At 48.2% G+C, this 22856-nt stretch carries 22 protein-coding genes and 1 pseudogene; 9 read left to right on the forward strand and 14 right to left on the reverse strand.

Features of this window, described 5'->3' with window-relative positions:
- Positions 1-80 precede the first annotated feature (80 nt).
- Positions 81-917 (reverse strand): beta-lactamase regulator AmpE, encoded by an 837-nt coding sequence (gene ampE / locus CWC33_RS03415; RefSeq protein WP_100690791.1) that lies wholly within the window; start codon positions 915-917, stop codon positions 81-83.
- A gap of 12 nt (positions 918-929) precedes the next feature.
- Entirely contained in the window at positions 930-1478 is a 549-nt protein-coding gene (gene ampD / locus CWC33_RS03420) for a 1,6-anhydro-N-acetylmuramyl-L-alanine amidase AmpD (RefSeq protein WP_100692262.1), read from the reverse strand.
- Between the two features lie 66 nt (positions 1479-1544).
- Here ampD and nadC point away from each other — a divergent pair, with 66 nt between their 5' ends.
- The 8 genes from nadC (at position 1545) to yacG (ending at position 7879) form a co-directional block, all read left to right on the forward strand.
- Complete coding sequence (nadC, locus tag CWC33_RS03425) at positions 1545-2402, forward strand: carboxylating nicotinate-nucleotide diphosphorylase (RefSeq protein WP_100690792.1); 858 nt, start codon at positions 1545-1547, stop codon at positions 2400-2402.
- Positions 2403-2488: 86 nt separating this feature from the next.
- On the forward strand, positions 2489-2947 hold the full coding sequence (locus tag CWC33_RS03430) for a pilin (RefSeq protein WP_100690793.1): 459 nt from the start codon (positions 2489-2491) through the stop codon (positions 2945-2947).
- Positions 2947-4227: a GspE/PulE family protein gene (locus CWC33_RS03435; RefSeq protein ID WP_100690794.1), complete on the forward strand. Its 1281-nt coding sequence runs from the start codon at positions 2947-2949 to the stop codon at positions 4225-4227. The genes CWC33_RS03430 and CWC33_RS03435 overlap by 1 nt, the downstream gene beginning before the upstream one ends.
- A complete protein-coding gene (locus CWC33_RS03440; protein WP_100690795.1) occupies positions 4220-5392 on the forward strand; it encodes a type II secretion system F family protein in 1173 nt (390 codons plus the stop codon). The genes CWC33_RS03435 and CWC33_RS03440 overlap by 8 nt, the downstream gene beginning before the upstream one ends.
- A gap of 19 nt (positions 5393-5411) precedes the next feature.
- Complete coding sequence (locus CWC33_RS03445; protein WP_100690796.1) at positions 5412-6275, forward strand: prepilin peptidase; 864 nt, start codon at positions 5412-5414, stop codon at positions 6273-6275.
- Positions 6275-6883, forward strand: coding sequence for a dephospho-CoA kinase (gene coaE, locus CWC33_RS03450; protein WP_100690797.1), 609 nt, complete (start codon positions 6275-6277; stop codon positions 6881-6883). The genes CWC33_RS03445 and coaE overlap by 1 nt, the downstream gene beginning before the upstream one ends.
- A 40-nt stretch (positions 6884-6923) precedes the next feature.
- Positions 6924-7688, forward strand: coding sequence for a cell division protein ZapD (gene zapD / locus CWC33_RS03455; protein ID WP_100690798.1), 765 nt, complete (start codon positions 6924-6926; stop codon positions 7686-7688).
- A complete protein-coding gene (gene yacG / locus CWC33_RS03460; RefSeq protein WP_100690799.1) occupies positions 7685-7879 on the forward strand; it encodes a DNA gyrase inhibitor YacG in 195 nt (64 codons plus the stop codon). Before zapD ends, yacG begins: the two co-directional genes overlap by 4 nt.
- A 9-nt stretch (positions 7880-7888) precedes the next feature.
- On the opposite strand, the gene mutT is transcribed toward yacG, so the two are convergent.
- The 3 genes from mutT to CWC33_RS03475 all read right to left on the reverse strand — a co-directional run bounded on the left by mutT (position 7889) and on the right by CWC33_RS03475 (position 12040).
- Positions 7889-8305 carry an 8-oxo-dGTP diphosphatase MutT gene (gene mutT / locus CWC33_RS03465; protein ID WP_100690800.1) on the reverse strand — a complete coding sequence of 139 codons (417 nt, stop codon included), beginning with the start codon at positions 8303-8305 and terminating at the stop codon, positions 7889-7891.
- A 6-nt stretch (positions 8306-8311) separates the two neighbouring features.
- Complete coding sequence (secA, locus tag CWC33_RS03470) at positions 8312-11029, reverse strand: preprotein translocase subunit SecA (RefSeq protein WP_100690801.1); 2718 nt, start codon at positions 11027-11029, stop codon at positions 8312-8314.
- A gap of 84 nt (positions 11030-11113) precedes the next feature.
- Positions 11114-12040: a M23 family metallopeptidase gene (locus tag CWC33_RS03475; RefSeq protein ID WP_100690802.1), complete on the reverse strand. Its 927-nt coding sequence runs from the start codon at positions 12038-12040 to the stop codon at positions 11114-11116.
- 35 nt (positions 12041-12075) lie between these two features.
- On the opposite strand from CWC33_RS03475, the gene CWC33_RS03480 reads away from it, so the two are divergent.
- Positions 12076-12516 carry a DUF721 domain-containing protein gene (locus CWC33_RS03480; RefSeq protein WP_088768886.1) on the forward strand — a complete coding sequence of 147 codons (441 nt, stop codon included), beginning with the start codon at positions 12076-12078 and terminating at the stop codon, positions 12514-12516.
- Here CWC33_RS03480 and lpxC read toward each other — a convergent pair whose 3' ends face one another.
- The 9 genes and pseudogenes from lpxC to murD form a co-directional block, all read right to left on the reverse strand.
- Entirely contained in the window at positions 12517-13437 is a 921-nt protein-coding gene (lpxC, locus tag CWC33_RS03485) for a UDP-3-O-acyl-N-acetylglucosamine deacetylase (protein WP_100690803.1), read from the reverse strand.
- 151 nt (positions 13438-13588) lie between these two features.
- A complete protein-coding gene (ftsZ, locus tag CWC33_RS03490) occupies positions 13589-14782 on the reverse strand; it encodes a cell division protein FtsZ (RefSeq protein ID WP_088768888.1) in 1194 nt (397 codons plus the stop codon).
- A 37-nt stretch (positions 14783-14819) separates the two neighbouring features.
- Positions 14820-16051, reverse strand: a pseudogene (ftsA, locus tag CWC33_RS03495) (cell division protein FtsA).
- Positions 16052-16057: 6 nt separating this feature from the next.
- Entirely contained in the window at positions 16058-16804 is a 747-nt protein-coding gene (locus CWC33_RS03500; RefSeq protein WP_100690804.1) for an FtsQ-type POTRA domain-containing protein, read from the reverse strand.
- A 2-nt stretch (positions 16805-16806) separates the two neighbouring features.
- Positions 16807-17736 carry a D-alanine--D-alanine ligase gene (locus CWC33_RS03505; protein WP_100690805.1) on the reverse strand — a complete coding sequence of 310 codons (930 nt, stop codon included), beginning with the start codon at positions 17734-17736 and terminating at the stop codon, positions 16807-16809.
- Entirely contained in the window at positions 17726-19192 is a 1467-nt protein-coding gene (murC, locus tag CWC33_RS03510) for a UDP-N-acetylmuramate--L-alanine ligase (RefSeq protein ID WP_100690806.1), read from the reverse strand. The genes CWC33_RS03505 and murC overlap by 11 nt, the downstream gene beginning before the upstream one ends.
- Positions 19185-20273 (reverse strand): undecaprenyldiphospho-muramoylpentapeptide beta-N-acetylglucosaminyltransferase, encoded by a 1089-nt coding sequence (gene murG, locus CWC33_RS03515; protein ID WP_100690807.1) that lies wholly within the window; start codon positions 20271-20273, stop codon positions 19185-19187. The genes murC and murG overlap by 8 nt, the downstream gene beginning before the upstream one ends.
- A complete protein-coding gene (gene ftsW, locus CWC33_RS03520; RefSeq protein WP_100690808.1) occupies positions 20270-21496 on the reverse strand; it encodes a cell division protein FtsW in 1227 nt (408 codons plus the stop codon). Before ftsW ends, murG begins: the two co-directional genes overlap by 4 nt.
- Positions 21480-22856 carry a UDP-N-acetylmuramoyl-L-alanine--D-glutamate ligase gene (murD, locus tag CWC33_RS03525; RefSeq protein ID WP_100690809.1) on the reverse strand — a complete coding sequence of 459 codons (1377 nt, stop codon included), beginning with the start codon at positions 22854-22856 and terminating at the stop codon, positions 21480-21482. The genes ftsW and murD overlap by 17 nt, the downstream gene beginning before the upstream one ends.

Here is a 22856-nt window from a genome sequence, read left to right on the forward strand (position 1 = left end):
AAATTGGTCAGACCAAAAGATGCGGTTATTCTAAATCATTTAGAGCAGCAGCCCAAATTTTTCTGCGCTGGTACAACCAGCTACAAAATGGTGCCGAAAAGCGTTAATACCGCAATCACTGTCACCCAGAAGATTTGTTGCCTGCGCATCAGTTTAAGTTGACAGGTCGCGTGTTCCGTCTTGTCATCCGGGTGCTGTGGCGTATCCTCTGCATTTTCTGCCACTTCAAATAACAGCTTTTTAGGCTCGCTGTAAGGCATGGTTGTTAATCGAATCCAAACCGGTAGCGCTCGTGAAAAATGGCCAACGATCAGTAAACCAAGCCCCGCTAGCCTAGCGGGAATCCAGTCAGCGAACCACAGAAGACGCGTCCAGTAACTCTTTGAATTATCAACTGATTCGTGCCTTTTTTCTGCATCAGAAGCAACCCGGAAAGTGGCATAAACTAACGCGCCAAAGCTACCAAACAGCACGAAATAAAATAGGACGGCTAAATACTGTCGGTAGTTGATCCATATCAGAGACTGATTAATTAGCGCGTCATTGTTCAAACCTGAGTAATCTGCAAGCGCTTGCCGGTGGCGCTCACTATCCTCGTCATCGCCACGGTTTGCGGCTTTTAAATACGCTTTATAATGAACGCGGGCGGGCTCACAGTTAATGGCCAGAAGCAGCGCGCCAATACTGACAAGAAACGTCACCAACAAGTTATTAAGTAGCAATACGAGCACACCAACAAAGAGCGCAGGCACCATCATTCGTAAAAAGCTCGCCGGAGCACTTCGCCATTTTTCATCATGGAGTTTTGCTGCACTCCAACGTTGCCAGCGGTTTAAGTAAAACTGCCAATGTAACGCATCCGGACTATGGTAAAGCCGCTCGATACTCAATGCGATTAGCAACGCGATGAGAACCATCTAGTGCTCCTTTTACAATTGATTCAGGTATTTTGACCAGTCAAAACCAATGCCCGGATCCGTCTTTCGACCCGGCGCGATATGCTCATGACCAACAATACGGTGCCGATTCAGTGTTGGATAGTGCTCCAACAACAACTTTGTGACCCCCACCAAGCATTCATACTGCTTGTCAGTATAGGCAGTCTTGTCCGTGCCTTCTAGCTCAATACCAATACTAAAGTCATTACAGCGCTTGCGCCCACAGTACCGGGACTGACCCGCATGCCAAGCTCGCTTATCAAAGGGCACATATTGCTCCAGCGTGCCGTCGCGGCGAATGACACAGTGCGCGGATACACGCAGCCCATGCAGTGGTGCGAAGTCGGGGTGCGCGCTGCTATCGAGCTCCCCCATAAACAAGTCTTTGACGTAAGGCGTACCGTAGTCGCCTTCAGGCAAACTAATACAGTGGATAACTAACAGGTTAATATCAACACCATTAGGACGCTCGTCAAAGTGCGGCGACGCGTGTTGTATAGCATCAGTTATTTTATGGTTTTTCAGTTGTTCGCTTTTCACAGGCTCAACAAAACGGTAAAGTTTGCCCCCTAGTATCCGTATTGTCTGTAAAAAGGTAAAGCCAATATGAGTCAGCATGAATTGCAACTCGCCATTCAGGAAGGTGTTCGTAACGCGTTGGTGGAAGATTTGTCCGAAAAAGATGCCAGTCTGGACATTACCGCACAGTTAATTAGCCCTACCAGTCACTCTAAAGCGACCATTATCACTCGTGACAAAGCGGTTGTTTGTGGTGTTGAGTGGGTTAATGAAGTGTTTAAACAACTTGGTCAGGACGTCGCTTTAACCTGGCACGTCAAGGATGGCGATGTGGTAGAACCCAATACCACACTATGTGACTTAGAAGGCCCAAGCCGCGTATTATTAACCGGCGAGCGCACCGCTCTGAACTTTTTACAGACACTGTCAGCCACAGCTACATTGACGCACCAGTACAGTCGTTTGCTGGAAGGCACCAATACGACATTGCTGGATACCCGTAAAACCCTACCCGGCATGCGACTGGCGCAAAAATTCGCGGTTCGCTGCGGTGGTGGTGCAAACCACCGAATTGGTTTGTACGACGCCTATTTAATTAAAGAGAACCATATAATGGCCTGTGGCGGCATCGAGCAAGCCGTTAACAAAGCTAAGCAGCTTAATCCCGGCAAAACGGTTGAGGTGGAAGTTGAAAACTTAGACGAGTTTGAACAGGCACTGAAAGCGAAAGCTGACATTATTATGCTGGATAACTTCAGTTTGACCGATATTGAAACAGCAGTTGCAACGAATAATAACGCGGAGCATCAAGCCAAACTGGAAGTGTCAGGCAACATTACCGATGAGCGCTTGAGTGAATTAGCGGCCACCGGCGTTGATTTTATCTCTTCAGGTGCTTTAACGAAAAACATTCAAGCCATTGACTTATCAATGAGAATTTCCTGAATTCGCCAATAGCTTACAAATAAATACATTCGACAAAATCTGCTTAATAGACGACAGTTTCCTGACTTTTTATCAGGAGCTGTCTTATGCAGGATGCAAACACTCAATACAACGGTTTTAGTCTTATAGAAATGATGGTGGTGGTCGCTATCATCGCGATATTGTCGGCCATTGCTGTGCCGTCCTATACCTATTACACCCAGCAAGCAAAAGTCACTAAGGCGATGGCGCACGCTCAGCCCTTTCAATTAGCAATAGCGCTATGTTGGCAAACGGAAGGGCAGTTATCTGACTGCGCACAGGCCGGTCAGAATGGGCTACCGAATGTCCCATCGCCATTACCAGCGGAATTGACTAGCCTCAGTATTGGCGACGACTCTCGTATTAGCCTCCAGTTAGCTTCAGTGACCATCGATGAACAGCCGTTGTCTGTTGAGCTAACACCAGTGCCCTCAAGCACCCATCTGGAATGGCGCATCAGCTGCTCTGATTACCAGCAAAGCCGAAGTGCGGTCAGTGACTGTCAGCAAGGTATTGCTCAATAATGTCTTATATTGGATCTTGCCTCACCACAGAGCTCGACTTGGCGTTGCTTACAAACGAAAATCGAACAGAAGCAACACAAAACAAGCGTTTCCTAAAGCAGCACGGATTGACACTACTCACCGAGGGTAGCTCGTGGGTGCTGCTGTCACAGGATCCAGGCCATGACCCCGTTGACTCGGTTTTATTAAGTTTGTTTAGCCACAAACACGCGCTGATTGTCAGAGGTTCCGGTTCATTTTCAGCCCATAAGCCCCTTCAAGAGTCAGCTGTTGAGTACGTTGATAGTCTTTTATCCTCATGCGCCGTTGACGGTGGTTCCGACATTCACATAGAGCCGTATCAAGGCAATTACCGGGTTAGAATGCGCAGCGGGGGACGATTAGACACAAAAGATGTCCTCAGTGTCTCGTTCGCCAAACAAGTGGTAGCCCGTATTAAGGTAATGGCTGATCTCGACTTGACGGAACAGCCGTTACCACAGGACGGACGCCTTACCGTCACTCAATCATCGACTCGACAATACCTGGAATTTCGTTTGAATTGCTGCTGCGTATTGAACGGAGAAAAACTGGTTTTACGTTGCCTTAAGTCCTCTGAACACATTTTACCCTTAGCAGATACCGGATTAATGGCCTGTCAGTACCAGGGCTTTCAGCACGCACTGTCACAATCTCAAGGGCTTATCATTGTAACCGGGCCTACCGGCAGTGGGAAAACATCAACTTTATATAGCGCATTGAAGTCTATCAATATTCAGACGCTCAATGTCTGTACCGTAGAGGACCCCGTCGAGGCACCTTTAAACGGATGCACGCAGCTTATGGTAAATGAGCGCAAAGGGCTTTCGTTTGCGTCACTGTTACGAGCATTACTGAGACAAGATCCAGACGTGATTATGATTGGTGAAATTCGGGACGCGGAAACCGCCCAAATTGCGCTTCAGGCCGCACAAACCGGACACCTTGTTTTAACAACAATGCATACCAACGGTACTCTGGAAACATTGGCACGTTTGAAGTCACTTGGTGTCAATCCATTAGACATTGCCAGTGCTTTAAACCTCATTGTCAGTCAGCGCTTGCTTTCATTCAAACGGGAACACAATAACATTATGCGACACGCTATTTTTGAAATTCTTCCCTGGCAACCGCAAGCCCATGCACTACTTAAGCCCGGATCCTCCGATACTGACAAGGCCAACTATTTACAAGATTTAGGCTTGCCCAGTTTCGATCAGGCTAAAACCTACTGGGAAAATCAGGTGAACCTTAATGATTAAAACGACCGTGATGCGTTGGCGCTGGAAAAGCTCAGACAATAGCGGCCTGATACACGCGGCCAGTCAATTGCAGGCGGTAAAACGACTCTCAGACAGAGGCCTGCAACATATCACCGTTTACCATGAACATTTCATAAAAACACCGCCGCCAAGCCGCAAAGAATGGCTGCAAACAATGAGTCAGTGGCTGGAACTGCTCGATTGCGGCCTGCCGTTGCCTGAAGCATTAAAACATAGCGTTAATCATCATTCCTCTCGCTCAATGAAATGGCTGGTTAATGACTGTCAGGAAGCTATCAAGCAAGGCCATCGGTTTTCCAGTGCGCTGCGAAACTACTCAGATTGGCTACCGTCTTCCGACTTGCAAACCATTGAGTGGGCTGAGTCCAGTGGTCAATTAACGCGAGGAATACAAAATATAGTCACGCTAAAGCAGCAACAACTAGCAATGAATAAACAGCTGACGAAAGCGCTTCGCTACCCACTTATGATAGCTGCAGTGGCCTGTGCTGTCGCCCTATTGATGATGACCTGGGTACTACCACAATTTGAAAAGCTGTTCGGTAACACAGGATTACCAGCGCTCACAAAAAACGTGTTAGCGATATCGGATTTTATCAGTCAACATGCGCTTGTTTTTATCGGAGCTCTTTGCTTGACGTACGTGATGACAAAAGTGGTTCGACATTATTGTCCCGCACTCTGGCGACGGATGACGCTCAAGCTGCCAATTTATCGCCAACTCCTCATTGGTGCTCGCGAACAACAAGTATTTTATCAGCTAGGCCTGTCTCTCGACGCCGGGATTGACGCTGTGAATACGCTACGGCTTACCACCAACAACCTCAATTGTCCGGTTTACAAAGCGCAACTCGAGCTTATTGGTTACCATCTGCAACATGGTCTGGGATGGTCACAGGCGTTCAACCTGTCGACCTTAAATTCGGCGAAGACCATGAGTTTTATTCAGGCAGCAGAGAAGTCAGGACAGATAGCTCAAGCATTTAAACAGCTGGGTTCTTATCAACAAAAACAACTCGAGATTTATTCTGAGCGACTATCAACATACGCACAGCCCTTGCTGATGCTTATTTTAGGCGGCATTATAGGCACTCTTTTAGTGGCAATGTACTTGCCGTTATTTTCGTTGGGTAAACAATTTTAATGAAGCAGGACGCTATCGAATGACCGAATTATTCGCAGCTCACACAGCGGCTATGTTGATCTTATCCGTCGTATTGGGAGCTGTTATTGGCAGTTTTTTAAACGTTGTTATTCACCGCTTGCCTATTCAATTGCAGCGGCAATGGCAACAGGAGTGCGCTGAAGCAAATGGCACGCCTCACACACAGATGGAGCCGTTTAATTTAGCTTTTCCTGCTTCACACTGTCCAAAGTGCCAATCCGCTATTGCTTGGTATGACAACATTCCTCTTTTAAGTTTTCTGTTTTTAAAAGCCCGTTGCCGCCATTGTAAGACGCCCATTTCAATCAGCTACTGGTTGGTGGAAATAGTCACCGCAGTTAGTTTTGGTTTTATCGGATGGCAATACGGTATCAGTCTACCGGCACTGTTTTACAGCGTCGTTGCCGGGCTGTTGATTTGTCTTTTTGTTATCGATTTACATCACAAGTTACTGCCTGACGTACTCAACTATTCGTTGCTTTGGCTTGGGCTACTCTGGTCTCTTAGCGACCAGAGTCCTGTAATACCTGAACAGTCAATAGTTGGCGCAGTTATCGGCTACCTTGCCTTATGGTCGGTTTACTGGATCTTTAAACTGCTCACTAAAAAGGAAGGTATGGGCTATGGCGACTTCAAATTACTGGCTGCCTTAACCGCATTTACCGGTGCCACAGTGTTACCGGTTACCGTATTAGCCGCTTCTTTATGCGGCGCGGTAATAGGGATTATTTATATAAAATTCAGTGGCCGTGCCCAGCCGATTCCCTTTGGTCCTTTCTTAATTGGCGGTGGACTCATTAGTTATTTCTGGGGGCACCAGCTGTTATACGCATATTGGTCCTGGCTGGGAGGGGCATCGTAATGACATACGTTGTTGGTGTCACCGGCGGTATTGGCAGCGGAAAAACAGCGGCGACGAACGAGTTCGAGCGTCTTGGTATTGTTGTCGTCGATGCCGATAAAGTTGCTCGCGAGGTTGTCGAACCTGGCTCTGATTGCCTTGAAAAAATTCGGGAGCACTTTGGCGAAGCGATGATTCAACCTGACGGAAATTTGAATCGCAAAGCACTCCGTGAAAAAGTCTTTAGTGATAACACCGAAAAGGAGTGGCTGAACAAACTGCTTCACCCGGAAATTCGACAGCAAATTCTCCACCAGTTGAATCACGCAAACTCTGACTACGTCATATTGTCAGCTCCTCTATTGCTGGAAAATGGTTTAGACAAGTACTGCGACCGTGTGCTGGTTATCGATGTACCAGAGTCGCTACAAGTTGAGCGAACAACTGCTCGCGACGACATCTCTGAAGAGCAGGTTGATGCCATTTTGAACGCTCAAATGACCCGTGACCAACGCCGGCAAAAAGCAGATGACATTATCCTCAACGATACAACGTTTGAAGCACTTCACTCACAGGTTCATGCTTTACATAAGCGGTATCTGGAAGCAGCCATTGCACACGGAGGCTAATGCGCTATTATAGGCGCATTACCCTTTACTCACTGACACTATGGCGTTCACGGATAACCAGCACATTATTTATGAATACCCGCTTCAGGAGCGTGTGCGCACTTACCTAAGACTCGAACATGGCTTTGAGCAGCTCAACGTCAGTAAAGGCTTATTCCAACAGCAGCCTGATGCGTTTTTTCAATCGCTCTTTTCTCTCAGTGACTTACTGGAGCGCGTCGATATTCGAACGGAATTATCGAAAGATCTCGAGGCGCAGCAGCAGCGCCTTAAGCAATGGGAACAACACCCAGAAGTTGACAGACAAGCACTGCGAGCGACCATTCAGGAAATTGATGACTGCCAACAGTTTTTACCTGATATCCCAAAAGTGTTACGCGAAATTAAAGATGACGCGCTACTTGCCAGTATAAGACAGCGCTTCAGCCAACCGGGTATCAGTGGTCTTTTCGAGCTACCACAACTGCAGCTTTGGTTAAATCAAGACCGTAATGCTCAACAACAAGCATGTGATAGTTGGTGTAACGCCTTTAAACCTATCGAAAAAGCAGTGCAGCTAAAGCTGACGTTAATGCGTGAACAAGCCGCTTTTTCTACCCTGACACTCACCAGCGGCTTTATGCAGGAGAGCTCAGAACAGCCTCTTGCGATGCTAAGAATTAAAGTACCTAAAGAGGCTTCTATTTATCCGGTTATTAGTGGGCATCGGCAACGCTTTACGGTAAGATTCATGCCCTTGCCGGGTGCCGGTTCCAATCAATCAATTCAATCTGTTCAATTTGAAATAGCCAGGTGTGCGCAATGAGTTTAACGGTCAACTGCCCAACATGTGAAACCCAAGTCGAGTGGAAAGAGACCTCAGAATTTCGTCCGTTTTGCAGCGAACGCTGTAAGCTGATTGACTTAGGCGAGTGGGCTAACGAAGAAAAGAGTATTCCGGGAGAACCCGCCCCTGTCGCCAACGATGACTACATTAACGAAGGCGACGGTTTTTAAAACATCTATTTAGTACGCACTCATTGACTGCATGATGCAGTCCACAATAGGTTGGTTTGCATCAGGAAACTGAAAGGCATCTAACTGGTTTTTATCAACCCAGCACCACTTTTGCCCTTCCAGCTGAGTGGCTTCGCCGTCATAAGACAGTATCCACCAAACATCTAATAATACCCGCTTATCGGAATACTGATGTTCAATAACCGTCAACGGAGCCATATCGGTCACATCAATACCGCATTCTTCTTTAAGCTCTCTGACTAACGCTTCCTGAACGCTTTCATCTGACTCCACTTTACCACCGGGAAATTCCCACTTACCGCCCTGGTGCTGCTCAGGTAGACGTTGTGCAATAAAGATTTCGCCATTCGAATTTTCTATAACTCCCACCGCGACATGCACAGCGGGAGATTTTTGGGTGGTCATATTAACCTACAGTTTACCGTGACAATGTTTGTACTTTTTACCTGAGCCACAAGGACATGGCTCGTTTCGACCCACCTTTTGTTCATTGCGGGCCGGTTGCTGAGACTGCCCTTGTTGCCGGGGTTGCTCACCTTGAGTTGCGGGCTTTGTCTGCTCGTGTTTAAACTCTCGCGGAGCACTATCAGCCGCTTTACGCTGTTCGTCAACCGCATCAACGTCTTCCTGTGCTCGCACTTTCACACGACTTAGAATAGTCACCACATCCAGTTTCAGATTCTCGAGCATTTCACTGAATAACTCGAACGCTTCGCGTTTATATTCCTGCTTAGGGTTTTTCTGCGCATAACCGCGCAAGTGGATGCCCTGGCGTAAATGATCCATCGCGGCCAAGTGCTCTTTCCAGTGCTGATCAAGGCTTTGCAACATAATCGATTTTTCAAAGCGGCGCAGAACTTCAGGACCGACCAATTCTTCTTTTTCCTGATACGTCTTAACAAGCTCTTCCAATATCCGCTCACGCAGAACTTCTTCGTGGAAGTGCTCTTCTTCTTCCAGCCACTGCTGTAGCGGCAATTCTACTTGGAAATCAGCACGTAAACGTTCTTCCAGCGACTTCAAATCCCATAACTCAGCCAGTGACTGTGGCGGCACGTATTCATCAATAACTGCATTGACCACGTCTTCACGAATAACGGTAATGGTTTCTGAAATGTCGCCTTCATCAAGCAGTTCGTTTCGCTGCTCATAAACAACTGAACGCTGGTCGTTAGCAACATCATCATATTCAAGCAATTGCTTACGAATATCGAAGTTGCGACCTTCCACTTTACGTTGTGCGTTCTCAATAGCACGAGTTACCCAAGGGTGCTCAATCGCTTCCCCTTCTTTCATCCCCAAGCGCTTCATCATGGTACCAATGCGATCAGAGGCAAAGATACGCATCAGTGGATCTTCTAATGACAGGTAAAAGCGTGAGGAGCCAGGGTCACCTTGACGACCGGCACGACCACGCAGCTGATTATCAATACGACGGGATTCATGGCGCTCAGTACCAATAATATGCAAGCCACCAGCTTCAATAACTTCGTCGTGGACTTTCTGCCATTCTGCTTTAATGGAGTCGATTTTGTCGTTAGATGGCTCTTCAAGCTTCTCAACTTCAACCATCCAATTACCGCCCAATACGATATCGGTACCACGACCGGCCATGTTAGTGGCTATCGTTACGGCACCAGGGCGACCCGCCTGAGCGATAATGTCGGCTTCTTGTGCGTGGAATTTCGCATTCAGTACCGCATGTGGAATTTTCTTTTTCTTTAAAAGCCGTGACAACAGCTCGGAGTTCTCAATAGATACCGTACCGACCAGCACGGGCCGTTTCTGTTTACGACATTCTTCAATGTCTTCCGCAATCGCTTCGTACTTTTCTTGAGCAGTCAGATAGATAAGATCCGCTCGGTCATCACGTACCATTGGCTTGTTTGTTGGAATAACAACGGTTTCAAGTCCGTATATCGACTGAAACTCAAAGGCTTCCGTATCTGCGGTACCTGTCATACCCGCCAATTTGTCATACAGACGGAAATAATTCTGGAAAGTAATGGAGGCAAGTGTTTGGTTTTCGTTCTGGATGGGTACGCCTTCTTTGGCTTCTACGGCTTGGTGCAGACCTTCAGACCAACGACGCCCTTCCATTGTACGACCAGTATGTTCATCAACGATGATAATCTGGTCGTCCTTAACAATATAATCGACATCTTTTTGGAATAAATGATGCGCTCTTAATGCCGCATTAATATGATGTAACAGGCTGATATTAGCGGCTGAATATAAGGAGTCATCTTCAGCCAACATACCTTTTTCTTTAAGCAATGACTCTATATGTTCTTGGCCATTTTCGGTCAAATGAAGCTGCTTGGCCTTTTCATCAATAGTAAAGTGACCATCGCCTTTCTCTTCTTCCGTATCTTCTTTTTCCTGACGAACTAAGTGTGGCACCAGTTCATTCATCTTGCGGTACATTTCAGAGCTGTCTTCTGCAGGCCCCGAAATAATCAGCGGAGTTCTGGCTTCATCAATAAGAATTGAGTCAACCTCATCGACCAACGCATAATAGAGCTCACGTTGCACTCGGTCCTGCGGCGAAAACGCCATGTTATCGCGCAAATAGTCGAAACCAAATTCGTTATTCGTACCATAGGTAATATCTGCCTGATACGCAGCTTTCTTGTCTTCCGGGTTCATGCCTGGAATATTGAAAGCAACACTCAGACCTAAAAATTCAAACAGAGGACGGTTGAATTCGGCGTCACGCTTAGCCAGATAATCGTTCACCGTAATAATGTGTACGCCTTTGCCCGGTAGCGCATTCAAATAGGCTGTGAGGGTCGCGGTTAAGGTTTTACCCTCACCAGTTTTCATTTCCGCAATACGGTTTTCGTTCAAAACCATACCACCAATCAGCTGCACGTCGAAATGACGCATTTTAAATACGCGCTTACTGGCTTCGCGAACCGTTGCAAACGCTTCAGCTAGTAATTTATCGAGCTTTTCGCCTTCGTTAAGGCGCTTACGAAACTCAGCGGTCTTTTCTTTTAATTCGGCATCACTTAATGCTTCAAATTCGGGTTCCAACGCATTTATCCGATCAACATCTTTTTGCATGGTTTTGAGGATGCGATCGTTGCGACTTCCAAAAACTTTTCGAAACAGACTGCCTAGCATGAGTTTGATATATCCTGTGTTACTTTTAACAACAAAAGCGGTACCCAGTACCGCTTGCGTGTATTCTCTTAATGTTCAAATGTATTAATCGGCTTTTCGGTACACAAATTGGTTCGGGTCAATCTGCTTACCATTACGTAAAACTTCGTAATGCACATGAGGTCCAGTTGAACGACCACTGCTCCCCATTTCCGCTATTTGCTGACCGCGTGTAACAACGTCGCCGACGTTCACTAATATCTCGTGGTTGTGCCCATAACGGGTTTTCAAACCACCACCATGGTCAATTTCAACCAGCTGACCATAACCGTACCTATCTCCCGCCCAAGTGACGACACCGGCCCCGGTAGCAACCACTTGCACGTCTTCGTTATAACTCGCAAAGTCCAGACCCTTATGCATGGCTGGCGTGCCGTTGAAGGGATCTTTACGAATACCGTATTGCGAAGACAACCAACCATCTGAGATTGGACGTCCGGCAATGTAAGCATCGTTATTAAGTTGGTGATTCATCATCACAGATTCAAGGAGAGATAACTGTTTTTGTTTGTCCGATATCTTTGACAACATGTCTTCAATATCAGTGAGTACGTCAGTCCCGGAAGCCTGTGGTAACTCAGCCACTTCTATTTCAGGTCCGCCAATCGGCATTTCCTGCTGGAAATTGAATTCGCCATTATCAAGATTGGCAACGCCTGCTAAGCGTTCACCTAAGGCATCTAAACGGCGCATTTGAGCACGTAACTCGCCTAAATAAACCTTCATTGCGCCCAATTGCTTTTGGGTATCTTCTCTTAAGGCTTTTACGGTTTTTTGCTGAAGAATAAGGTTCTTTTGCTCTTTGGTAATTTGCGCTTGCGCAAACTCGGGGTCAACCCCGCGGTATTCCCATGGCTGCCACGTGACAAGCCCAATAAACGCAGCAACACCGGCGAAAGACAACATCCGTCTACGACTTAATTTAACGCGAAAACGAATTTTGGAGCCTCGATAAAAGACTGATAAACTCATCTGAACTCTCTTATTATTTGTTGACTACACCACTTATGTCACGACAACCCAAAACGCCATCAGAATTGCTACGCACGGGTCAGCAACCAATGGCTGAAACGTTGCGACATTATGCACAGTTTGCCGCTCAACTCTCAGAATGGCAACAGTTGTTTAAAAACTGCGTGGACAAAGCGACAGCACAACATTGTCAGCTTGTGAACATTCGCGACGGAGCGCTCATCATAAAAGCTGGCAGCGGCAGCTGGTCAACAAAACTTAAATTCCAACAAGCGGCCATTATAACGTATTTTCAAAACAATGCGACGGTGCCCGTCAACAAGCTCTCAGTGAAAGTGTCACCGAATGTAAACACAACAAATGACAGCGCACAAAGGCTAAGGAATATGGCGGAGGGGTGCAGCGAACCACTGCGTCTTCAGTTAGAAGCGTTGGCGGCGAAGTTTGATAACGACGCCGCCGACAATAAGAGTTGATTATGCGGTTGTATTAGCCGGTGACCAAAAGGCAATAGGCTCTTTTGCCTGTTCATCTTCAAAGGTCACAAACTCCCAGGCGGATTCATGCTCCAGGACAGCCTGAAGCAACTGGTTGTTCAGCGCGTGGCCTGATTTATACGCACGCAAGTGACCCAAAATACTGTGACCGCCCATGTATAAGTCGCCCACAGCATCCAGCATTTTGTGTTTCACAAATTCATCATCGTAGCGCAAGCCGTCGTTGTTCAATACACGGAAGTCATCAAGAACCACAGCGTTATCAAAGCTGCCACCGAGTGCCAGATTGTTTTTACGCAAGTACTCAATGTCTTTCATGAAGCCGAACGTCCGCGCACGGCTAATGTCCTTAATGAACGCGTTAGCACTGAAATCCATGCTGACAGTTTGCCCAGTGTCTGCGATAGCCGGGTGGTCAAAGTCGATAGCAAAGTCGATACGGAAACCATCGTGGGGTAGCAGTTCCGCCCACTTGTCACCGTCTTCAACACGCACCGGCTCTTTGATTCGGATAAACTTCTTCGCTGCTGACTGCTCTTCAATGCCCGCACTTTGTAGCAGGTAAACAAACGGGTGAGAGCTACCGTCCATAATTGGAATTTCATGCGAGTCCACTTCGATAATAGCATTATCAATGCCAACCCCGGCAAGCGCAGCGAGTAAGTGTTCGACAGTCGATATGCGAATGTTTTCTTCATTAATTAAACACGTACAAAGCTGCGTATCACGAACCCAGTCAGCACGCGCAGGGATATCCACTGCCGGCTCTAAGTCAGTACGGCGAAAGATCAGCCCAGTGTTAGCCGGCGCCGGACGCAAAGTTAAATTCACTTTGTTGCCCTTGTGCAAGCCAATCCCTGTCGCTGATATCGCTTGTTGCAATGTACGTTGCTTAATCATGAGCTTTATTCACCTACCTTAATAAAATCGGTTCGCTTTATACGGTTACTGGTCAAAAAACGACCATCCAAACCAAAGCGGCCGCATATTATACGACATTTGTCATGTTCCGATCAAATTTTACGCATAATTACACTGGCTTAGCAGTCATTTAGTCCGCTTGTTTGCGCAAAAATGCCGGAATATCTAAATAATCCAATTCTTTCTCTTGCTTTGGCTTCGTCGCCGCTTGGCGCTTAGCTTCCGGCTTAGGTTCAGCTTGCGCTTCTTCTTGCTCTTCATAACGAGGAGCCGCTGCACCACGGTCAAGATCAGCGCGATACGTTGGCTGAGGCTCACGTTTTGGTGCGCTTTGTGCGTTGTTAACCAACGAAATGTCCGGTTTGCGCTCAGCACCAATGCCAGTTGCCACAACAGTGACTCTTAATTCATCAGACATCTCAGTGTCGATAACGGTTCCCACAATAACGGTGGCATTATCTGACGCAAACGCCTTCACGGTGTTACCCACCGTTTCAAATTCGTCAATGCTCATATCCATGCCGGCGGTTACGTTAACCAATACGCCACGCGCACCTGACAGATCGATGTCTTCCAGAAGTGGGCTGTTGATAGCCATTTCCGCCGCTTCCTGCGCACGATCTTCGCCGCTGGCAGCGCCCGTTCCCATCATTGCCGTACCCATTTCTTTCATCACGGCACGAACGTCAGCAAAGTCGACGTTGATAAGACCCGGACGGGTAATCAGTTCAGCAATGCCCTGTACCGCACCTAAAAGAACGTTATTGGCGGCGCTAAAGGCGTCTAACAGCGACGTTCCTTTACCCATCACCTTCAGCAGTTTCTCGTTAGGAATGGTAATGAGTGAATCAACACTTTGTTCAAGTGCGTGGATGCCTTCGTCGGCAACGGCCATGCGCTTCTTACCCTCAAACGGGAAGGGTTTAGTAACAACCGCAACCGTCAGAATACCCAGCTCTTTGGCTACTTCAGCAACCACAGGTGCTGCACCGGTACCAGTACCGCCGCCCATTCCGGCTGCAATAAAGACCATATCCGCGCCTTCTAATTGAATACGGATATTTTCGCGGTCTTCTTCCGCCGATTGGCGACCCACTTCCGGGTTAGCGCCAGCGCCAAGCCCTTTAGTGATGTCCTGACCTAATTGAATGGTTACGTCTGCGGTGTGATTACGCAATGCCTGCGCATCGGTGTTCGCCGCAATAAACTGCACACCTTCAATTGACTCTTTAACCATGTGCTGGACAGCGTTACCGCCACCACCACCGACGCCAATCACCTTAATGACGGCTTCGCTTTCGTAATTATCCATCAGTTCGAACATAATAATTCTCCCTACCTGCTTTTTTTGCTACCCCAAGTTAAAACTCACCTTTGAACCAACTCTGTACTTTCTGCCAGAGTCCGATCACGTCAGTTTTAGAGCTTCTTTTTGTGATACAGCGGCGTCTTCCTGTCCATACCGTAACAGTCCAACCGCTGTCGCATAAACCGGGTCTTCTACGTAGTCCCGTAAACCTTTCATACCAAGCGGCACGCCTACGCGCACCGGCATTTGAAATATCTCTTCTGCAAAATCAACGCAGCCTTCCATTTTTGCGCTACCGCCAGTGATAACCACACCCGCAGCAATCTGCTCGTCTAAGCCACTTTGCTGAATTTCATCTCTGACTAATTCAAACAGTTCCTGATAGCGCGGCTCTACCACTTCCGCCAGTGTATGGCGCGACATCACTCGTGACGGCCGGCCACCGACAGAAGGCACTTCAATGGTGTCTTCCATACTGACCATTTGACGCAACGCACAAGCATGCTTGGTCTTAATTTCTTCCGCATGATTGGTCGGAGTACGGAATATCTTGGCAATATCGCTGGTCACCTGATTACCGGCGGCTGGAATCACTGCGGTATGACGTAACACGCCGCCCGCGTAGATGCAGATATCAATAGTGCCGCCACCTAAATCAACCAACGCTACGCCTAAGTCCTTTTCGTCATCGGTCAATACTGAGATACTGGACGCCAGCGCAGAAAAAATCAGTTTGTCGACTGACAAACCACAGCGCTCAACCGCTTTGGTAATATTCTTCGCCATGTCATTGGCGCAGGTAATGATGTGGACCTTTGACTCCATACGCACGCCCGACATGCCAATGGGACTGCGAATACTTTCCTGCGAGTCAATCACGTATTCCTGCGGCAGCACATGCAAAATGCGACGCTCTTTTGCAATCGGCACGGACTGCGCGGCGTGAATAACACTATCCACGTCGTCTTGTGTCACTTCCGCTTCATTAATCGGCACCATGCCACTTTCGTTTTGGCATGAAATATGGCGCCCTGAGATATTCAGGTAAACAGACGCAACACGGCAGTCGGCCATCAGCTCAGCTTCATCCACAGCTCTTTGCACAGACTGTACAACCAGGTTCAGATCATTAACGCCGCCTTTATCCATGCCACGCGCAACGGCGGTACCAACGCCTACAACGCTGATTTCATTGTCCGGCAAAAGCTCACCGATAAGTGCGGTGACTTTACTTGTACCTATGTCCAGACCTACTACCATATTGCGTTCCGATGTTTTCGACATATCTGCCTAACTCTCACTTTTTGCTTCACGCCAGGCCACTGCAGCCCCGGTATCGTATCGTAAATCCACTGTATCTATTTTCTTATTTTCACTGTTTTCGTGGTTCATCATGCTTGGAAACAAATCAATAAAGCGTTTAATTCGCTCCAAAGTCGCTTCCCTACCCAGTTTTATCTCTATGCCTTGCGTCAACACTAAACTGACAGCAAAGCGGTCGGTTAAACGTAAGGCTCTTATCGAAAAACCATTCACCGACAACATCTTTTGCAAACGGTAAAATTCACTCAGTGTCTCTTCTACCGCATGCTCAGGCCCAAACAATTGGGGTAACTGAGTACTCACTTTGGTGACATCCGCCCGAAACACCTCATCGTGCTCGTTAATTAACCGGTCAGCATTCCATAGTGCTTGTGGCTGATGTTCCGACACAAACACCGACAACCGATCGGGCCATACTTTGCGTATTGACACCTTTTTTACCCATGGCAGCGCTTCAACACGCTGCCTCAAACCATTCACGTCCGCCGTAAAAAAACTGCCCAACGGCTTTGACAAAAGCGCCTGTCTTATCTCGCTTTTGTCGGTATAAACCAATTCGCCTTGTACACTCAGGCTCGCTATGGGCACTTGTTGTTCATCTGTCAGCACTTCATTTAACTGATAAATGCCAACGCCTAGACCGATTAACGTCAGGCAAAACACGATGACACCAGACCAAAAGTTAACCAACTTAAGGCGCTGTTCAGCGGCCATGCCTACTGCTCCAGTGTCTGCGCCAATATGCGCTGCACCAGCTCACCAAAATCAATACCCGATGCTTTTGCTGCCATAGGCACCAGGCTCTTTTCTGTCATACCGGGCACAGTATTCGCTTCTAACAAGTACCAGCTACCCTCTTTTGCACGCATCACGTCGATACGCCCCCAGCCTTTTGCGTCTATCGCTTTGAATGCTTCCTCGGCCAGTGCTTTCAAATACACTTCATCTTGCTCGTTTAACCCCGACGGACAGTGATACACGGTATCGTTTGCCTGATATTTGGCTTCAAAGTCGTAAAACTCGTGTGGCGTTTCCAGGCGAATAACTGGCAGCGCGCTATTATCCAACAAACCGATGGTGTATTCCTCACCTTCTATCCATTTTTCCACTAAAACTTGCTCATCAAACTGCACCGCGTGTTTTAATGCTGACTCTAAATGTTGACCAGTATCCGCTATGCTCATGCCTATAGACGAGCCTTCTCGCGCCGGCTTCACAATAACGCGCCCACCAAGCTCAGCGATTAATTCCTCGCAATTAACGCTATCAAGCTCCGCCGCTCTAACTACACGCCACGGCGCTGTCGGCAATTCAAGCGCGTGCCAGATTTGTTTGCAGCGGACTTTATCCATAGCTAAGGCGCAGCCTAAAACACCACTGCCGGTGTAAGGCATTTCCAATACATCCAAAGCACCTTGCATACTACCGTCTTCACCACCCCGACCATGCAGCGCAATGAACACTCGCTCATAACCTTCATCGATCAGTTCATGCAAGTCATGTGCAGCCGGGTCAAACGCGTGCGCATCAATGCCTTTCGCCACTAACGCTTTTAACACCGCCATGCCTGACTTTAACGACACTTCCCGCTCGGCCGAGTAACCGCCAAGCATGACCGCAACTTTTCCAAAAGCTTCAGGCATCATTGTTCAATACCTCTGAAGCAATACGCTTCGCTAAAGCACCAACGTTACCTGCCCCCTGCGTCAGTAGTAGGTCGTCGCTTGCCAGTACCGACTTAAGCACTTGCGGCACTTCCTCAGGGGTTGCCACAAAAACCGGGTCAATTTGTCCTCGCTGACGAATGGAGCGACACAGCGACCGACCGTCTGCGCCAGGCACCGCTGTTTCACCGGCACTATAGACTTCTAACATGATGAGCACATCGACCTGCGATAACACATTCACAAAGTCTTCATACAAGTCGCGCGTTCTAGAGTAACGATGTGGCTGAAAGACCATCACTAAGCGTCTTTCCGGCCAACCTTCACGCGCTGCTTTAATTGTTGCAGCCACTTCTGACGGGTGATGCCCATAATCGTCGACTAACATCACCTCGCCATTATCTCCAGAGTCAGAAGGTACTGGGAAATTGCCGTAGTGCTGAAAACGGCGACCAATACCCTCAAATTTCGTCAAGGCGCGCTTAATAGAGTCGTCATCGATGCCCTCATCCGTGGCAACGGCCACCGCCGCCAATGCATTTAACGCATTGTGTTTACCCGGCATATTAAGGCATACACGGAAAGGTTCGCGGTCCTTACGTAAAATCGTGAAACAGCTTTGGCTTGCGGTTTGTTCATAGTCAACGGCGCGCACATCCGCAGACTCGCTAAAGCCGTAAGTGATTGCCTGACGTCCCACGCGCGGAATCAACTCAGACACAACATCGTCATCGGCGCACATAACCGCTAAGCCATAAAATGGGAGGTTATGCAGAAACTCTACGTAAGTGTCTAACAATTTATTGAAGTCGCCTTCATAGGTGTCCATGTGATCGGCTTCAATATTGGTCACTATCGCAACCATGGGTTGCAGATGCAGGAAAGACGCATCGCTCTCATCGGCTTCTGCAATTAAGTATTTACTACTCCCTAAACGGGCATTTGAACCGGCACTATTCAACAGACCACCAATAACAAAGGTGGGATCCCGGTCGGCTTCCGCAAAAATACTCGCTACTAAAGATGTCGTGGTTGTTTTTCCGTGCGTACCGGCCACGGCAATGCCATGTCGGAAGCGCATTAATTCAGCCAGCATTTCGGCACGACGGACCACAGGCACTCGCAGCTGATGAGCAGCCAATAACTCTGCATTGTCCTGTTTTATGGCACTGGAAACGACAACCACACTGGCGCCTTCCACATTATTCGCCATGTGGCCCAACACGATGGTCGCACCCAGTTCCCGTAAGCGCTCAGTATTGGTGTTTTCTGCAATATCAGAGCCCGATATTTGATAGCCTTGATTCAGCAATACCTCGGCAATACCCGCCATACCGGCACCGCCAATACCCACAAAGTGAATACGCTGCACCCGGCGCATTTCAGGTACATTCACTATGGTAAAAGGCTGTGCTTTGGTCGTGGTCATGCTAGTCATCGCTCTTCTCAAATCTTTTACATTCATTCGCTAAGCGTTGGGTTGCTTCCGGCATACCACGCTCGCGGGCGAAACGCGCCATTGTCCACAGTTGTTGCCTGTCATGCAATAAACGTTTTAAGTGGATGGCTAATGCCCCATTTTCTAACTCTTTTTGCGGCATTAACAGAGCCGCACCACAACTTTCCAAAACCTTTGCATTCGCCGTTTGATGATCATCCACAGCATGCGGTAATGGCACTAAAATTGAGGCCACACCAACGGCAGCTAATTCGGACACGGTAAGCGCTCCGGCGCGGCAAATAACCAAGTCAGCTCGGGTAAACTCAGTCGCCATGTCGTCGATAAACTCTCGTACTTGTAATGACTTAACCGTACCGGCGTCAGCATACGCTTGTTTTGTCGAAGCCTCGTTCGCCTGACCACATTGATGAACCACATTTAATTCAGCGTCTGATAACGTCCTAATGGCTTGCGGTACCTGTTCGTTGAGCACCTTTGCGCCCAAACTGCCACCAACAATCAGTATGGTTAGAGGGCCAGCGATACTTTTGTCTTCCTGATGCGTTTTCACGACATCGGTAAAGGCTTGTCGCAGCGGGTTACCTATCACCGGATATTGCTGCCACTGAGGCATAGCAACCGGCAAGCCAAGAAAAACGTTTGTCGCCCTGGAAGCCAACAGCCGAGTCGTCATACCGGGTATTGCGTTTTGTTCATGCACAAGAAGCGGAATGCCCATCATTTTTGCGGCAATCCCCATCGGCGCGCAAACATAACCTCCAAAGGTCACCACAACATTGGGCTGCAACCGTTTCAGTAACTGTCGGCATTGCATAACGGCTTTGGCCAGTGTGAGCGGCATCATCAATTTGCGCATAAGCCCATGTCCACGCACACCAGTCATACTAATACTATGAAGGCTAAATCCGGCGGCCGGAACGACGCGCGACTCCAGCCGACCTTCTTGGGTACCCAGCCAGTCAACCTGCCAGCCGCTGTCTCGTAAACTTTCTGCCACGGCCAATGCCGGGAAAATATGGCCGCCGGTACCGGCTGCCGCAATGAGTACTCTATTCATTCGGCACCTCCTCGCGGCGCGACTTTACGGCCACTCATTCGGCGTTCATGGTCAATTCGCAGTAATAAGCCGACGGCCAACGCCGATACCACCAGGCTCGTGCCACCGTAGCTGACTAATGGCAAAGTTAACCCTTTGGTAGGCAATGCGCCCGACGCCACACCAATATTGACGAACGCCTGAATACTAAACCACACGCCGATGCCATACGCTAAGTAACCGCCGTAACGCTGGTCGACCATCAGACAGCGACGACCGATGATGAGCGCTCGCCAAACCAGCATTAACACCACAGCAATGACCGCAATGACGCCAATAAAGCCCAGTTCTTCAGCAACAACAGCCATGATAAAGTCGGTGTGGGCTTCCGGGAGATATTGTAATTTTTGAATGCTGTTACCTAAGCCTGCGCCACTGAACTGCCCCTGACCGAATGCAATAAGTGACTGCATAAGCTGATAACCGGCGCCAAATGGGTCTTTCTCGGGTTCAAGGAAGGTTAAAAAGCGCTGCATACGGTAAGGTTCGACAATAATCAGCAGTATCATCGCCAGCACACAGGTAATAAATACGGCGAAAAACTGCCATAACTTCGCGCCCGCTAAAAATAGCATGGCGACAGTCGTCGCTGACAATACAACAACCGTACCGAAGTCCGGTTGCATGAGCAGCAGCACCGCAGCAATAAACAACAATACCAAAGGTTTGATAAAGCCCTTAATAGCTTCCCGAACTTCGTCTTCGCGCCGAGCTAAATAGCTGGCCATATAGATATAGAAAAATAACTTCGCCATTTCGGCCACTTGCACAGTAATTGGACCAACTTTTATCCATCGTTGCGAACCGTTGACTTCATGGCCAATAACCAGCACCGCCAACAACATAGCGAGTCCGACTAATAATAATTTTCCACTGTGCTCATTCCACAAATTAGTTGGGATGCGCAACGACACCAGCATGACGAATAGGCTTATCGTAATGTAAATGCCATGACGGATCGCAAAGTGAAAGGGATTACCGGTCAAGCGATCTGCGGTCGGCAGCGAGGCCGAAGACACCATAATAAATCCGAACGCCAACAACGCCAGCGATACTGTCAGCAACACGCGATCATAAAGAGCCTGACTGGTTGACGGCTTAAGCCATTCAACCAGCTGTTGCCACCGCGGCGTTGCTGCGGTTGGCATATCAAGTGCTAACTGTTCTTCACGCACGGTTGCCATTCGCTGCCTCCACCGCTTGACAGAATACGTCACCACGATGCTCGAAGTTATCAAACTGATCAAAACTTGCACACGCTGGCGATAGCAGTACCATGTCTCCGGGTTGTACCAGTGATTTAGCAAGCTCTACCGCCTGCACAAGATCGTTAACCTGCCTCGACCCATTAAACAGCTGACCGATTTTCGGACCATCTTTACCGATGGTTAGCAGTATGTCGACTTTGTCTAACGTGCCGGTTAATTCTTTAAAATCCGCACCTTTGCCATCTCCACCAGCAATCAATAAAAGCCGTCCGGTAATTGCGGGACGCAGGCCTTCCACTGCTGCAGCGGTTGCACCAATATTGGTAGCTTTTGAATCATTAACCCAAAGCACACCCGACTCCTGACTGACTAACTGACAGCGGTGCGCTAACCCGTCAAAATTTTTCGCCGCTTCTACGGCGTCCTCTATAGAGATACCAAGCGACAATGCCAGACCCAGTGCAGCTTGTGCGTTTAATAAATTATGGACGCCTTGTAACTGAAGCTGGTCTGCCCTTAAAACCACTTCTCCTGCATAGGTAATAGCAACGGGACCGCTCGATTTATCGACATTGCCTCCCAGCAAACCAAAATCGTTTGGATGCGCATCTTTGCCAATGCTCAATACTTTCCCCGTGATGGGGTGAGGCCAGGTATCCTGCTGTTGACGATTCAGTACCCAGGTATCCGCGTTATTAAATATGCGTTGTTTAGCGGCAATATAGTCTTCAAGCGCATTATAACGATCAAGGTGATCGGCACTAATATTCAGCAACGCCGCCGCTTTTAGTCTTAATTTTTCAGTTAGCTCCAGCTGGAAACTCGATAACTCAAGTACAACAGCGTCAGGTTTGCTATCAAGCTGCAGCAGGTCTAACACCGGTAACCCAATGTTTCCGGCTGCAACTACGTTTTTCCCGGCTAGCTGACCAATAAACTCAACCAATCGGGTCACGGTCGACTTACCATTTGAGCCGGTTACAGCAACCAGAGGGAAATCGACATTTTGAGCAAAGATTTCGATATCACCAACGACCGGAATACCCGCATCTCGAGCTAACGTTAACGGCTCTTCTCGAGAGTCAATGCCAGGGCTGGTAATTATTAAATCTGCGGCCAGGGTGTCTTCAATTTCCCAGTGTCGCGTGTTGAATTCAGCGCGTGGCATTATCGCTTTCGCATCTTCCAGGCCGGGCGGATTTTCGCGTGAGTCAAACACTCGTACATCCGCAATCAACGATGGCTTATTGGCAAGAAAACGCACAACTGAGACACCCGTCTTACCAAGACCGAGTACCACAATGTGTTTTATTTTCTGCCAGTTTATCGTTGTCAT

Source organism: Idiomarina sp. X4 (genome assembly GCF_002808045.1).
Classification (GTDB): domain Bacteria; phylum Pseudomonadota; class Gammaproteobacteria; order Enterobacterales; family Alteromonadaceae; genus Idiomarina.